Below are 14589 nucleotides of genomic sequence, written 5' to 3'. Positions count from 1 at the left end.
CGATATACAACCAGATTGAGCGTCTGAAGGCTGGCGTGCGCGCCAAGGTTGAACATGCGTTTCGCGTGCTCAAGCAGCAGTTTGGTTATACGAAGACGCGGTACCGGGGATTGGTGAAGAACACCGCGCAGATCACGACACTGTTTGCGCTGGGCAACCTCTGGATGTCGCGCAGGGCTCTAGCCAAAGTGTGAAACGCTCGGGTCAGGCCGTGAGTCTCGGAAAACGAAGATCATCATGCTTCAAAAGCCGGACGACCAACCTGCGAGCAGACGCTTACGGCTGATACGCCCAACGTGAAAAAAGATCACCGCTCTGAAAGAGTGTTGTGCAGACCTTCCTTAGTCATCGGTATGCAAGGCAATTCCAGCCCGCGCGATGTTCGGTACGTCGAAATCGAATCCCCCGACCAACCACAGTGACGATAAAACGGTGCCGCGTTCAGCGTGGCATCGAGCCGCATCGAGGCAAGTCCGTGATCGCGAGCCAACGCTTCGAGCGACTCCAGCATCTTGCGTCCAATACCGCGCCCCATGTGAGACGGCCGGAGGAAGATGGCGTCCACTTGCGCACTTGCGACGGTAAGCATCCCTGTGCCAACGACAAATCCATCAGCGACGGCTACGTAAAAATCACGTTCGACAACGTTGGCCCATTTGTCGGTCGGCGAGCCATCAACCCACGCTGACAAGGATGCTTCCGAATAGTAGTTGGCGCACGCCGCGAGTACCGAAGCCTTGCGGATATCCCACGCATCGAGCACATCGCCACTGTTAGCTTTCCGTATCGTCAGCATGCCGCGCTCCTCGGCACGATTTGCCAAGTCGTCGACAAGACTCAGAATATCTGGAACACATACTTTGTCGTGCATGCAACCACTCCTATTTGTGCCAATACAAAGCGGAGCGATTGAAAAGACACGGCCCCGTCAGACTGGCGGGGCCGTTGAGGAAATCTATGTGCGATGTATGAACATCACGATTCCCACGACTCGCCAGTGGCGGTCATGGTGCACATCATGAAATTGCGCGTGTCGTAGTTCATGACTGGAGGTTGCCGTTCTAGAGCGTAGCTGTCAATAGCGATCTGGAAATTGTCGCCGATTCAGGCAGTCACCACGAGCGGCTCTAATTAGCCGGCTACCGTCCCATAGGGGCGGCCGTAGCGGAACCACGAACGACTACTACCGTCGATTTCTGCGGCGCAGGACGAGAAGTTGAGCTGGTGTACTCACGATGCGTTCGCTTCTGCACGCTGCTTGACCGCAGCATTCATCGCCTGAAACTCTCGTTGAGTTTCCTCAATCACGTCCCTGGTTAATCGGCCGGCAAGCAACCCCGAGAATGATTCGGTTTGCTCAAGCCGGGTACCGCCAACCACGGCGGTGAGGCGCATGCAATGAGTACCGTCGAAGAGCCCTCGGATCCATAGGCTGCCGCGCCAGCAAAGGTCTCGATCCGGACGAACGAGCAGAACGGTCGGCTTGAACACCATCGAATCCGCTCCGCTGCCCAACACGATTCGGATTGTTGCGCCCTCCTTGAAGTCACCGTCAACCCGAGTAATGAAAGGATTCCAATCAGGATATGCGCCGCTGTTCGATACGACTTTCCATACATCGGCAGGCGGCCGGGCGATAAAGACGCCGGCATGCGCTTGACTGTCTGCGTGCAGAACAAAAAGGGCCCCTGAGACGCTGACAACGCTGATAACCGCACCTTTCAACAGTAAGCTGCGTAAGCCCATTTTCGCCTCGCAAATGGTTGAAGCGCTCTATCACGCTTTACCAGCCGCGGATTGTCGACGTTCTACGCATCGATGTCCAGCGTCTGTAACTGGCCGGCTAGCACCTGACGACGGCGCGCGACGATCGCAGCAGCCGCAGCCTTTCATGAAAAAGGTGTAAGGCGCCCCGAGGCAACACTTCGCTCGTACACAAAGCGGTCAACCAAGAATTTGTGCCGTACTTGCAATTGTTGACTACGCGTTTGCATTTCCGCAGACGCGAAACGCTTCGATGGATTCGACAACGGGCCTGAGGTAGCTGATGAAGGCAGAATACCCACCCACGCGACTAACAAAGATGGGGGCGTTTCCGACCAGCGAGAGACCAAACTCTCCCGTTTCGAGGAAACGAGCTGACTGGTAATAGAAGACCCAACCGACATCGAACTCTTGGGTGTATTTGTCGACAACAACCGCGTCAACGCCTTCCCAACCTGCCTTGGTGATGGTACGTTGGGCAACTTCCTTTGCTTGCTCGGCTGTCAGTTCCATCAGACGTTAGTGTGATCGTATGTGTGAATCGATTGTCACCAATTCAGATACTGAAGTCGAGTAGCCGCTTCTGGCCGGCCTGCGCCCCACGACCGAGCGTGACGATTACCTCGGGCGCGGCCCTTCATGCATATGGCATGAACCGACCCGGAGCCGTCGTTGGGATCAGCGCCGATGGAAGGACTGCTTTCGAGGCGTTAGCTGCCGTCCTGCGCTGGATGGCCACTCTACTGTTCGGACTGTGCTGCGCGGTTGGCACTTGCTCCGTCTCGCCGGTTGAATTAAGCTTTGCGACATGAACCAATTTAATATCAACTCGATTATTAGCGCCGCGAAAGTCTCGGCGGGATAGCTATTGAGTTGACAATATGCGATCACAACCCGCCCAGAAGGCGGGTTTTTGCTTTCTGGGCTCTAGACGGAGCGCCTGGAAATGACACCCGTGAGTCGAGTAGTCGACGCAGTTGGCCGTCGTGAGACGGCTGTTTTACATATGGTTTGCGGAAAAATCGCATCGGGCAAGTCCACGTTGACGGCTCGCCTGGCGGATGCCGCCAGGACGGTCCTGGTTAGCGAGGACAAGTGGATTGCATGTCTATACCCGGACGAGATTCATACGCTGACTGACTATGCAAGCCGCGCAGCACGCATGAGAACGCTCCTCACTGAGCACATCCAAGTGCTTCTCGCGGCGGGTATATCCGTGGTACTGGACTTTCCATTCAATACGGCCAGCACACGTGCGTGGGGCCACTCACTATTCCAGGCTGTCGGCTGCGAGCATCGGCTTCACTATCTGGATGTGAACGATGAGATCTGCAAAGCTCGTTTAATGGCGAGGAACGTGTCAGGCGAGCATCCTTTCCAGACATCGGAGGAGCAGTACGATCAGATCACCCGCTACTTTGTTCCGCCCGCATTCGGCGAAGGATTCAACATCACTGTCTATGATGAGACAGGAAAGGTCCGTTTCCGGACTGGGTCATGACATTCGAGTATCCGGCTGAAGGCGAAACGCGATGCCTGCTTCTGGCCGAACCCGGAAGCACGAGTTTAGAGAATGAAAGGGACTTCCCCTCTCGCTGGTGTCGATGAACGTTCGCAACTTCATCCTGGCACATTGATGCCGACTCGCGGCTTCCGCCGCAGCCTCGGGACGGGGAAGTCCCTTTCATTCTCTAAGATCTTACGGTCTTGGTCGCAACAGTTGGCCAAGCAGGTGAAACGAACCTTCCTTCCTGCATCATGCCGATACACTGCGGCTAAACTGCCCGGTCCCGGGAGCCATAACCGCCGGCGCCGCCATGTCGCAACCGGCTTCCGCAATCCGTACACCTTCGGCGAGAACCTCACCAAGCCAGTCGATAAAGAGACGAATCTTGCTTGGCAAATGGCGACTTGGATAAAACACGATGCTCACCGGCGCGTCGACCAGACCGCAATCAATCGGTATCTCAGCAAGCAGACCTTTCTCAATGTATGGCCAGAGAGCCAGCCGGTATGCCGAGACAATGCCGAGTCCTGAAACTGCACAGGAAATCATTGCCTCTGCATCGTCTACGATGATCCGGCTCTTCGTCGACACTGCTGTAATGACTCCGGCCGGCTCCCAGGGCTTCTGCGTGTTCCTGTCACCATGATTGAGTGCGACTGCATGGTGATCGTCCAGTTCGGCGACAGTGCGTGGCAATCCCTTGCGTCTCAGGTAAGACGGTGCCGCGCACAATGCATGAGACATTCGCGCAACCTCTTTCGCCACCACACGCGATTCGCGGATGGGTCCAATCCTGACGGTGCAGTCCATGGCCTCCTGGGCGAGACTGAACTGCTCATCCGATAGGCCAGTTCGATATCCAGCCCCGGGTACGCATCCAGCAGCGACGGCAATGCAGGTATGACCAACCCTCGCGCAAAGATTGCTGGCATGCCAACCTTGATCCGTCCCTCGGGACTCTGGGCCGCCGACATCGCCTCCTCATTCATGCTGTCCACCTGCTCCAGCACCCGGACACACGCCTCATAGTAAGTTTGCCCCTCGGGCGTTGGACTGACACTCCTCGTAGTTCGGTTCAGCAACCTCACATTGGTCTGCTCCTCCAGGATCTGGACCATGCGGGAAACGGTTCCCGTGTTCAGATTCAGGGCCTCGGCAGCTTTCGTGAATCCGCGCGTGTCAACCACACGCACAAAGGCCCTCATGGCGTCAAAGCGATCCATATAAACTCCTCAGTTCAGCGAGAGAAAGAGAATATTTCTGTCTTCCCCATACTGCGTTACACCAGATCGCCAGGTAATACCGAACCCATTTCAGACTCAAACTGCCCCAGGCTAATCGGCGTCGCGTATGCGATAAAACAGGATGTCAGCCGCCTCATCCATCGTCGCCACGGCCCTGTGAGGGACGCCAAACGCTTTCGCAATCTCTCGCCCCCGCACCCGGGCCTTCTCGCGCAGGATCTCATCCGGCTCAACGACGACAAGAACCCGGCAAAGTCTCGCCACAACGGCCCTGTTCCTCACGAGCCACTGTCCTCTCTGCGCGTAGTCCTCCGCAGACTCATCCGAGATCGCTCCCCGGTAGACGATCGCAAAAGGATGGCCAAGCGCGATCAGTGCATCCATTTCAGATGTCCAACGCTTCCCGTAGCCAGTAACGATTGCCTCGTTATTCACTGTAACAACAGGAAACGCGCTGACGTCAAGCACGACAAAGTGGGAAGTGTCGAGACCGCTCATCGCTACTCCAGATCAGGGTGCCGCGCGGATTCGCCTGAAGCGCTCGCGCCACTGCTCACGAGTTCGCCACGCGTGGCAGCGCCGACCTTTGCAGCCTCTGGAGCAGGGGGAAAGCTCGTTTCCCACCCGCCCCCCAGAGCTTTGTAAAGGCCGACCAGTGCGAGTGATACGTCAGTAGTACTGGCAACCCTGGCTTGCTGCGTATCCAGCAGGTCGCGCTGGACGGTCAACACGTTGAGGAAATCCGTCGCACCCGCAACGTACTGACGATGTGCATTCTCAAGTGCCTCACTATCCTGCGCCTCCGTTGCATCAAGTTTCTCCTCCCGTGTCTGCCGTGTGTCATAGTCGCTCATGGCGTTATCGACCTCATGCCAGGCATTGAGCACGGTGCGCTGGTACTCGATCATTACCTCGCGCTGTTGTGCCTTGCGCAGTTCGAGTTGCCCCTTGAGCCGGCCACCCTCGAAAAGCGGAACGCTCAGCGCCGGTCCTACCCCGAACATGCGCGAACTCCACTCGTCGAGGTCTCCGAAATGCATGGCCTGAAGACTCAGGTTCGCCGAGAGTGTGATCCGTGGGTAAAAGTCGCCAACGGCAACACCGATGTCCGCAGTTACCGCATGCAAATGTGCCTCTGCCTCGCGGATATCCGGCCGACGCTCTGCCAGTTGGGAGGGCAACCCCACTGGCACACGTGGCGGCACAGGGGGAATGGCGTGGACGGCGTCGAGTTCGCCCTCGAGCGTTCGCGGGGGTTCACCGAGCAGGAAACTCAGGGCATTGACGAGATGAACCCGCTGGTTTTCAAGCACCGGCAGGCGCGCTTCGATGCCGCTCACCTGCGCTGCTGCCTGCGCAGTCTCAAGGTGGGTTGCTACCCCGTCGGTAAAGCGGATCTGGGTGAGCTTCAGGCTTTGGCGTGCGATTTCGAGGTTTTGCTCAACGACCGCCTGTTGCGCCTGTACGCCCCTGAGCTGGATGTAATCGCTCGCCGTCTCGGCGATCGCCGAAAGCAGGACATCGCGCCTCAAATCGGCAGTTGCCTGTACCGACGCGTCGGCGGATTCGATCTCGCGACGCACGCGCCCCCAGAGGTCCAGTTCCCACGAGGCGTCGATCCCCGGCTGCCAGACGTTATAGTCATGCTGGCCATTCAGACCTGAAATGTCCACGAGCCCGTTCTGGCTCGAGCGCGAATGTTGATACGAAGCCGTTCCCTCGAGTGCGGGCATGGCGTCTGCCCCGGTCATGCGGCGGGCTGCTCGCGCCTGCATTAACCGTTGGGTGGCGACCTTGACATCGAGGTTTGCGCCCGCCACACGCTGAACAAGCGAAGAGAGTTCGGTGTCCGAGAATACGGTCCACCACTGCGCGTCGACATTGTCCGGGACAGCATGACTGTGCGCCGGCTCCGCCTCCTGTTTGACCTGCCGCGTCCACTGCGACGGCAACGCCGTCTGGGGCTCGTGATAGTCCGGACCAACCATGCAACCGGCTAACGTTGTCAGCAACACCGCGCCAGCCACGCGGGCAATATACGGGCTCATTGCTGAATGCCTCCCGTGTTACCCTGCCCACCCGAATCGCCCGTCTGGATGGTTACCTCGACTGACATGCCTACGCGAAGGCGTTCCAGTTCGGGTTGCCCGGGACGCAGCAGGATTTTCACCGGAATGCGCTGGACAATCTTGGTGAAGTTTCCTGTTGCGTTATCCGGTGCGATCGGGTCAAAGGTTACCCCCGTCGCAGGTGCCAAGCTATCAACCGTCCCGTGCAACACAGCGCCGGGAAACGTGTCGACATGGATATCGGCTGGCTGGCCACGCCGCACGGACGTCAGCTGCGTCTCCTGAAAATTGGCGACGACATAGGCCTTCTGCAATGGAACAACGGCAAGTAGAGGGGTGCCCGCAGTCACATACGCCCCGAGGCGCACCGAGCGCCGGCCAACCATGCCATCAACTGGCGCTACGATACGTGTCCATGAGAGATTCAGGCGAGCCGTGTCGAGTGCCGCCGACGCCTGTCCGAGCGCCGCCTGGGCGCGATCCTTGACTGACTGCAACACCGCGACCTGCTGCCGTGCCGCCTTGACAGTGGCCAGGTTACGGGCAACATCCGCCTGTGCGGTATCGATGCGCGACTGCGCCTGCTGCGCGTTCTGTACGCTTCCCGCACCGCGGCTCGCCAGGTCCGTGTAGCGGCTGTAGTCCGCCCGGGCGAATGTGTAATTCGCGTGGGCCGCCGCGAGTGCAGCGTTCGCCTGGTCGATGACCGACTGCTGCTGCACAATACTTGTTGACGCATTGTCAATAGCGGCTTTCGCCATGGCCACGTTCGCCTCTGCAGAAGCGACCGCGGCCCTGTAATCCCTCTCGTCGATCTGCGCGAGGAGTTGTCCCTGATGGACAACCTGATTGTCCTCCACCAGCAGCTCCGTAATCTGCCCGGCCACACGCGGCGCAACGACCGTGTAGTCAGCAGTCACATACGCGTCATTGGTGGTCTCTGATGACGACGACCGACCGAAACCGGCAATGGCAGCCGATACCGCAGCCGCAATCAGAATGGCGGCAGCGGCGATATATAACTTTCGTTTTTTGATTGATTCGGACATGGCTAGTAAAATCGTTCTCGGGTCGCACTACTTCGCGACGGCGCTGGGAGGATAGACACGGGGTGCGAGGAGCGGAATCAGCACGATGAGCGCAACCGCAATGAGTGCCATCAGCCGGAAGACATCCGCTGAAGCAAGAACCAGCGCCTGCTCACGTATCCGGTCGTCGAGAAGTGGCAGCAACGCCGGGTGCGAGAGTTCCGCCGCACGGGTCAATCCATCGTTCATCCCGGTCAGAGCCTGTGGCCGGTTGCCAAGCTGGTCAACGAGTACGTTGGAATGGAAATGCTCGCGCATGGTGAAGAACCCTTCGGTCACGCCAGTTCCCACGACCGATGCGAGCCCCTTGATCGTGTTAAACCAGGCGGAAGCAAACGGCCCCTCGGCGGGCGCCAGCCCGTTGGTCGCCAGTACGAGAATTGGAATCACCGACATCGGCTGGGCGAATATCTGGATGATCTGCAGGACGTAAAAGTTCTCGCGCGTCCAGTCCGATGTGAGATTGCTACCGATGCCGCACGTCAACACAATGAGGCCGATCCCCGTGGCAAGAATCCAGCGGCAGTCAATCGCACGTACGTTACACAAGGCCGCGACGATGGGAAGCGCCAGCAGTTGTGGCAGCGCTACGCATAACGAAAGAGGCGCGCTCTGCAAGGGCCGATAACCCTTCACTTCCGCAAGGTAGGCCGCGGGAATACCAGCAATTGCGACAAAGATCAGCAGTACGCCACCAAGCGTAATGAGCGCATGAGTCAGATTCATGCGCGCCAGCAACTGGATCTTGAAGAAGGGTAACGGGTGAAACCACTCGTTCACCAGAAACAGCACGAGCAGGATCGCCGAAGCGACAAACAACAGGCAGATCAACGAAGAATCCGTCCAACCCAGCCGCGTTCCCTGGCCCAGCGCCGCAATGAGCATTCCGACCGCAGGGAACCCAAGCGCCAGCCCCCGCCAGTCGAACTGGCGGCATCGTTCGAGGCGCAGGGGATCCTGAGGAAGTCCCCACGCAATCATGAGTATCGACAACAAGCCTAGGGGCGCTATCTCCCAGAACAGGAATCGCCAGCCAACGTATTCAGTCCACAATGCCGCGAGCGGCGTACCAAGATTTGGCGCGAAGGTCGCCGTGAGCGCATAGGCACCAAGTCCGTAGATCTTGATTCCCGGCGGCAGGAATCGCAGCGCAACCGTCATCAGCATCGGTGGCAGACACCCTCCGGCGAATCCCTGCAATGCGCGCAACGTGAAGAGTGCCGCCGTGGAAGGGGCAAATGGAAAGATGAGCCCCAGCACGGCAAAAGCGGCGACCGCACCAATCGTAAAACGCCTGAGTGAAAACGTCGTCGCGCACCACGGCGCGAACATCATCGCCGTAACCTGTGTTACCTGATAGAGCGTGGACAGCCATGACGCATCGTCGTAACTGATCCCCATGGCGCCACGCACATCGGCCATCGCAATTTCGGTCACGTGATCGTTCAATTGGGCGATCACGACGGCCAGGAGAACCCCCGCCATGCCCACGAGGATTTGTGCACCAAATGCGGGTGGCGCAGCACCACCGGCAGGGGCCGTCGGCGCGGACGCGGCCGGCGCGGGCGAAAGTGCGACGCTACTCACGTTCGCCTCCACGCCTGGCCCACGCATACGCAGCGTGTGGAGGCCACGACAGCGTCAACTGATATCGGAAAAGTCTTCACCGTTTCACCTTCCACAGACGACATCGAATGCGGTCAGTCTAGATACGGTGGAGCAATCCGAAAATTGAAATCTTTGCACTCCTGCCGTGCGTCTGGCGCACTTATCTAGAGAACATCATCGCGCCGGGTATAGCACCGGCCTCTCCGGAGCAGAGTTCGCGAACGATACGCCGGAGCCATTGATGCGCACTGTCGCTCTGAAATCGGGGATGCCATGCCTGAACCACCACCACCGTTTCCAGCGGAAGTGGCAGCTCAAAATGACGCGCCCGCACGCCCATCCGCCGTACGGCCCATGCAACGTGCTCGGGCACGGTCAGGATCAGGTCTGAACTCCCGAGCATGAAAACGCCAGAATGAAATGTGGGAGCCACCAGCGACACACGCCTGGAAAGACCAAGACGCTGCAGGGCGGCATCAATCGGGCCGCTTGCACGTCCACGGCGGGAGACACTGATCTGGTCGTATCTCGCGAAACGTTCCGGGGTGATTTCGTGTTCGAATATGGGATGCTCATCGCGTGCCATCCCAACGAATTTCGTAGTGAAAAGCGACTGGACATGTACGTCCGTCCCCATCGGACGCATGGCGCTGATATACAGATCGACCTTGCCGTCCTCCAGCACCGTGTCTTCCGTTTCCCGCTCCGGCGAGAAACGCAACAGCACATGCGGCGCTTCGGCACATACCCGTTCCATCAACGCCTGACCGAATGCGCTAATGAAGACATCGTTCGCGTGCAGATTGAAATTCCGCTTGAGGGAGGACAGGTCAACCTCCCGCTCAGGCTCGAGCAGCCGGCGGGCGCCCTGCACCGCCTGACGGACCTGCTCGCGCAGTGCGAGTGCACGCGGCGTGGGCACCATCTTGCGCCCAACCTTCACAAAAATAGGGTCGTCAACGGTTTCACGAATGCGTGCCAGGGTGCGACTCATTGCGGGCGCGCTCAGATTCATACGGCGTGCCGCGGACACGACGGAACCCTCTTCGAGCAATACGTCGAGCGCGAACAGAAGATTAAGGTCAGGTGATTGCATGACGGCAAAGTATAGTTACTTCTATCAGCGCCTGCGTCGGACATATCGTGCGTCAGACGCACTGCACAAGTGCATCGCACGACATTTTCCGAAGTTCTCTCGACGGGCACAATCGAAGCTCCACTCCCCTTTCGCGTTCCGCCATGTTCTACGATCTGCTCATCCCGCTGGACGGAACTGCGCAGGCTGACCGTGTTGTACAGCTTGCCGCACGGGCCGCCATTGCAGGCCAGTCCCGGTTGCACGTCATGTGTGTGGTCGATCCGGCCTATCTGACGTCTCCGGAGGATTCCCATGGCATTGAGCCCGACGGATTGACCTACCCTCGCGCGAATGAGCAATCGGAACGCGCCGGCCAGATTGTTGCGGGAGCCGTCGAGACGCTCAAGCGCATGGGATTCGAAGTGGAAGGCCATCTCTTCGGCGGTGACCCGTTCGATGCGATCGTCAAAAACGCGACTCGCCTTCGCGCCGACCTGATCATCATGGGTCATCACCATCTATCGAGGCTGCAACGTCTGACTGCCCCGTCCACGGCAGACAAGGTCCTCGAGCGTGCACCCTGCCCGGTTCTTGTTGAAACATCCCCCGATTTGTAAGCCTGCGCAGCAGGCGCCGTGATCCTTCTCATCTGTGTGGAGTTATCTTTTCAGGAAGTAGACGTTATGACAGCGTTTGTCGTCGTGGAAATGGCGGATAAAGACAACAGGAAGCGAGAGCACTATAGCGCGGTCGCGGGGCCCTCCGTTGCCAGCCATGGCGGTCACGTACTCGCGCGCGGTCCCGCCGCATATCTACACATGGGGGACAATTTCACCCACGCGCTGATCATCCAGTTTCCGAGCGCGGAGGCGGCACGCCAGTGGTACGACAGCCCGGAATACGCGGAGGCGCATGCAATCCGCAACGAAGCATTCGACAGCCGCTTTCTGCTAATCGGCTGAATTGGCGTCGGTATCATTTCAGCCATGGTGCGGACGGCGCTGACCTTGCAGGCCCGCTAGATGGTTCACCGCTGCCCGGCGGTATTGATGGCAGTCCAGATCAGTTCACGCAGCCATTGATGCGACGGGTCGCGATGCAGGCGCTCGTGCCACAGCATGACCATCTCATATCCAGGAACGTCGACGGGCGCCTGTACCACCTTTAGTCCAGCATCAGCGCTGACCAGGCGCGAAGGCAGCATCGCCACCAGATCGGTGCGCGACAGCACGTCCCTGACGAAAGTGAAATGCGGCACCGAGAGCATGACGCGTCTGTGCAGGCCTGTTTGCGCCAACGCGGCATCGGTCACGCCCGCGAATCCGCCTCCGTCTGGCGACACGACGACATGATCGAGTTTGCAGAACTGCTCCACCGTGATACGTCGCTTGAGCCGCGGATGATCGGGCCGCCCGACAAGGACATAATGCTCCTTGAACAACGTCCTGCGGCGCAGCCCTTCAGGCGCCTCGTCGGCCGTGTGAAACGCAAGATCGAGCTCGCCAAATTCACATTGCCTTGCGATGAGCCGGGGCGCGACCTGCACAACGCTGAGTCGGGCGTTGGGTGCTGATTCGCGCAGCAGGGGAAGTGCGGGAAGCAGGACCGTCGCCTCGCTGTAATCTGTCGCCGCAATCTTCCAGGTAAGGATTGCGCTGGATGGGTCAAAAGGCTGCTGGGGTGACATGACCTCATTCAGTGCCTCAAGCGCCACGGCAAGCGGCTCCCGCAACGATTCCGCCCGCGCGGTGGGCCGCATACCGCGAGGCCCGGGCAACAGCAAAGGATCCTTGAACACGTCCCTGAGCTTTGCCAACTGAACGCTGACTGACGGCTGGGAAAGATGGAGCCGCTCTGCTGCGCGACTGACGTTGTGCTCCGCGAGCAACACGCTGAGCGTACGCAGGAGATTCAGGTCGAGATTTTTCAGATTGTCCACGGCTATAGCAGGTATCGCAGAAAGTCATTTCCAATATACCTGATCAATGATTAACCTGATTGCTCCACCATCAATGAGATGAAAGATGAAAGTCCTTATCGTGTACGCCCATCCTGAGCCGACATCCCTCAACGGTGCACTGCGCGACGTCGCCGTCCATGAGCTCGAAGCACAGGGACATGAGGTTCGCGTATCGGATCTGTATGCCATGAACTGGAGATCAGAGGTTAGCCGCTCCGATTTTCCGACGCTCGACCAGAATTCGCGCCTGCGCGTTGCCAATGCATCGACCCAGGGGTTCAATGCAAACGCCCTGACGGAAGATGTCCAGGCTGAACAGGAAAAGCTGCTCTGGGCGGACACGCTGATCCTGCAGTTTCCCCTCTGGTGGTTCACGATGCCTGCCATCCTCAAGGGATGGGTCGACCGTGTCTACGCATGTGGATTTGCGTATGGTACCGGCGAACATAGCGACAAGCGCTGGGGCGATCGCTACGGCGAGGGCAAACTCGAAGGGAAGCGTGCAATGCTCATCGTGACGGCCGGTGGCTGGGAGGAACATTATTCGCCCCGTGGCATCAACGGACCGATCGATGATCTGCTTTTCCCGATCAACCACGGCATCCTGTTTTATCCAGGCTACACCGTCCTCCCCCCCTTTGTGGCCTACCGGGTTGACCGTCTTGACGACGCAGGTTTCCTTGCTGTGTCCGACCGCCTGCGCGAGCGGATGCGAACGATTGCGACGACCGCACCGATCCCCTACCGTCGCCAGAACTTTGGCGACTATGTGATCCCAACGATGCAGCTGCGCCCCGAACTGGAAGCACCCGGCGCCACCGGCTTCTCCATCCATCAAGGAGAAGCCGCCTAGTGCCTGCAAAAAGTACCTGACGCCGCAACCAGGAACTTGTCCGGTTTAGCCACACGGGCAGGTTCTTTGGTCAAAGACAGCGGATAGGCGAGTTCACGTAGGTGGCAAGTGCCTTCGAATACCCATCAACACGTATGAACACTGTCTACGCAGGGACCACTCCATTCGCCGTCGTGTCCAGCGCACTTTTCCGATTCGACTTACTCCCCCCCTTGATATGAGTCCGTTCAGGATCGTTTTCGCAGCCGCCGTCGTACTTGGCTCCATGTTTCTCAGTTCCTGCTCCGCCACGAACAAATCAGCTTCTCCAACAAGCGACGATTCCACACATAACGCTGCGCTCTTACGCTATGTGCGCGGATATTGATCGGTGAATAACTTAGCTCGCATGCGTTCGTCCTGTACGACCCGAATGGGACATAGCGCTGGCACAAAGAGCAAAGTGCGCGCCGGTCAGATTTCCTCCAGCAAGCGACCTTGAGTAGCTCACGTTCATTGTCCTTCTCAACTGCATACAACCGCTGTCTGCCATAGAGGGTCACCTCGACGGGCGTCGCCGTTTCCTCGACCGCCACCACGCAACAGGTCATTTTCTGGCTTCTGGCCCGCAGTTACCACGGACTGGCGGTGTGATCCTTGCTAATGCTGCGAGCCGGAAGGAACTCTGCGACGTACTCATGGAAGATCCCTTCTATCAGGAGCACGTTGTGATCTATCGGGCTATCGAATTTGAGCCCACTAAATTTTGTACGACGCTAGAGCCGCTTCTTGCTACACCGCCCGTGGAATCAATGACGACGTAGAAGGAGCGGCGACCTGACCTTACCCCGCCGAGTACACCATTCGCAAGTTAGTGGGCTCGCCGTTATTAGGTTAATGCAGTTGCCGGAATTGGTCCGGCGCCAGTTGCCCCAGGGCACGATGCGGGCGCAGCGAGTTGTAGTCCGTGCACCTGCTCGATTCTGCCGCTTTACGTAAGCGGCTCAGCTGGGCCGTTCGTCCATTCGCGTGCGCGTAAGGCAAGATGGTGACTGGAACTGCCAGTCAGGTAGAGGGATCTGGCGGACTGCCTGGTGTGTGCAGCTTGTCGGCCACACGCCAAGGCAGGAGTTCGTCGATGCGATTGATTTTGTGACCGGCGATATGGGTTAGCACGTAGTCGAGGTAGGCACGCGGATCGATGTTATTCAGTCTGCAAGTGCCAATCAATGCGTACATCGCGGCTGCCCGTTCGCCGCCGCTGTCTGAACCGGCGAATAAAAAATTTTTCCGACCCAGGCTTACACAACGCAGCGCGTTCTCGGCGATGTTGTTATCAATCTCTAGCGTACCGTCTTCGCAGTACAACGTCAGTGCGCTCCACTGGTTCAGCGTATAGTTGATCGCCTTGGCCGTATCGGACTTCGACGACAGCGTTT

17 protein-coding genes and 1 pseudogene are annotated in these 14589 nt (G+C 58.5%); 6 read left to right on the top strand and 12 right to left on the bottom strand.

Annotation, left to right across the window (positions count from 1 at the left end; all coding sequences use genetic code 11):
• Positions 1-194 (top strand): transposase (locus BMY06_RS37640; RefSeq protein WP_143064469.1); only part of this gene is annotated, 194 nt, incomplete at its 5' end.
• Positions 195-307: 113 nt separating this feature from the next.
• On the opposite strand, the gene BMY06_RS37635 is transcribed toward BMY06_RS37640, so the two are convergent.
• The 3 genes from BMY06_RS37635 to BMY06_RS37625 form a co-directional block, all read right to left on the bottom strand.
• On the bottom strand, positions 308-796 hold the full coding sequence (locus BMY06_RS37635; protein WP_074987875.1) for a GNAT family N-acetyltransferase: 489 nt from the start codon (positions 794-796) through the stop codon (positions 308-310).
• A gap of 434 nt (positions 797-1230) precedes the next feature.
• Entirely contained in the window at positions 1231-1746 is a 516-nt protein-coding gene (locus tag BMY06_RS37630; protein ID WP_080180232.1) for an SRPBCC domain-containing protein, read from the bottom strand.
• A gap of 234 nt (positions 1747-1980) precedes the next feature.
• Positions 1981-2277, bottom strand: a complete 297-nt coding sequence (locus tag BMY06_RS37625; RefSeq protein WP_074987873.1) for a YrhB domain-containing protein — start codon at positions 2275-2277, stop codon at positions 1981-1983.
• A 433-nt stretch (positions 2278-2710) separates the two neighbouring features.
• Here BMY06_RS37625 and BMY06_RS37620 point away from each other — a divergent pair, with 433 nt between their 5' ends.
• Complete coding sequence (locus BMY06_RS37620) at positions 2711-3265, top strand: P-loop nucleotide/nucleoside kinase family protein (protein WP_074987872.1); 555 nt, start codon at positions 2711-2713, stop codon at positions 3263-3265.
• Between the two features lie 255 nt (positions 3266-3520).
• Here BMY06_RS37620 and BMY06_RS37615 read toward each other — a convergent pair whose 3' ends face one another.
• The 7 genes and pseudogenes from BMY06_RS37615 to BMY06_RS37585 form a co-directional block, all read right to left on the bottom strand.
• Positions 3521-4165: a LysR substrate-binding domain-containing protein gene (locus BMY06_RS37615; protein ID WP_260696537.1), complete on the bottom strand. Its 645-nt coding sequence runs from the start codon at positions 4163-4165 to the stop codon at positions 3521-3523.
• Between the two features lie 152 nt (positions 4166-4317).
• A pseudogene (locus tag BMY06_RS40750) lies at positions 4318-4476 on the bottom strand (LysR family transcriptional regulator); the annotation flags it as partial.
• A 129-nt stretch (positions 4477-4605) separates the two neighbouring features.
• Positions 4606-5013 (bottom strand): hypothetical protein, encoded by a 408-nt coding sequence (locus tag BMY06_RS37605; protein ID WP_074987869.1) that lies wholly within the window; start codon positions 5011-5013, stop codon positions 4606-4608.
• 2 nt (positions 5014-5015) lie between these two features.
• Positions 5016-6563, bottom strand: a complete 1548-nt coding sequence (locus tag BMY06_RS37600) for an efflux transporter outer membrane subunit (RefSeq protein WP_074987868.1) — start codon at positions 6561-6563, stop codon at positions 5016-5018.
• Complete coding sequence (locus BMY06_RS37595; RefSeq protein WP_074987867.1) at positions 6560-7633, bottom strand: HlyD family secretion protein; 1074 nt, start codon at positions 7631-7633, stop codon at positions 6560-6562. Before BMY06_RS37595 ends, BMY06_RS37600 begins: the two co-directional genes overlap by 4 nt.
• Before the next feature lie 27 nt (positions 7634-7660).
• Entirely contained in the window at positions 7661-9259 is a 1599-nt protein-coding gene (locus BMY06_RS37590) for an MFS transporter (RefSeq protein ID WP_313903852.1), read from the bottom strand.
• 181 nt (positions 9260-9440) lie between these two features.
• On the bottom strand, positions 9441-10376 hold the full coding sequence (locus BMY06_RS37585) for a LysR family transcriptional regulator (protein ID WP_074987865.1): 936 nt from the start codon (positions 10374-10376) through the stop codon (positions 9441-9443).
• Positions 10377-10519: 143 nt separating this feature from the next.
• On the opposite strand from BMY06_RS37585, the gene BMY06_RS37580 reads away from it, so the two are divergent.
• Positions 10520-10975, top strand: a complete 456-nt coding sequence (locus BMY06_RS37580) for a universal stress protein (RefSeq protein WP_074987864.1) — start codon at positions 10520-10522, stop codon at positions 10973-10975.
• An 18-nt stretch (positions 10976-10993) separates the two neighbouring features.
• Positions 10994-11320 (top strand): DUF1330 domain-containing protein, encoded by a 327-nt coding sequence (locus tag BMY06_RS37575; RefSeq protein WP_124263405.1) that lies wholly within the window; start codon positions 10994-10996, stop codon positions 11318-11320.
• A gap of 65 nt (positions 11321-11385) precedes the next feature.
• Here BMY06_RS37575 and BMY06_RS37570 read toward each other — a convergent pair whose 3' ends face one another.
• Positions 11386-12297 (bottom strand): LysR family transcriptional regulator, encoded by a 912-nt coding sequence (locus BMY06_RS37570; protein WP_074987862.1) that lies wholly within the window; start codon positions 12295-12297, stop codon positions 11386-11388.
• An 85-nt stretch (positions 12298-12382) separates the two neighbouring features.
• Between BMY06_RS37570 and BMY06_RS37565 the strand changes: the two genes are divergently transcribed.
• Both BMY06_RS37565 and BMY06_RS37560 read left to right on the top strand, forming a co-directional pair.
• The gene (locus BMY06_RS37565; protein ID WP_074987861.1) at positions 12383-13171 is read left to right on the top strand and encodes an NAD(P)H-dependent oxidoreductase; all 789 of its coding nucleotides are present in this window, start codon (positions 12383-12385) and stop codon (positions 13169-13171) included.
• A 494-nt stretch (positions 13172-13665) separates the two neighbouring features.
• Positions 13666-13974, top strand: a complete 309-nt coding sequence (locus BMY06_RS37560; RefSeq protein ID WP_074987860.1) for a YciI family protein — start codon at positions 13666-13668, stop codon at positions 13972-13974.
• Between the two features lie 241 nt (positions 13975-14215).
• Here BMY06_RS37560 and BMY06_RS37555 read toward each other — a convergent pair.
• Positions 14216-14589: IS66 family transposase (locus BMY06_RS37555; protein ID WP_143064468.1), on the bottom strand; the 374-nt coding region annotated here is incomplete at its 5' end.

The sequence above is a fragment of the Paraburkholderia tropica genome, from assembly GCF_900109265.1.
GTDB lineage: Bacteria > Pseudomonadota > Gammaproteobacteria > Burkholderiales > Burkholderiaceae > Paraburkholderia > Paraburkholderia tropica.
This window is presented reverse-complemented; position numbering and strand designations above follow the sequence as displayed.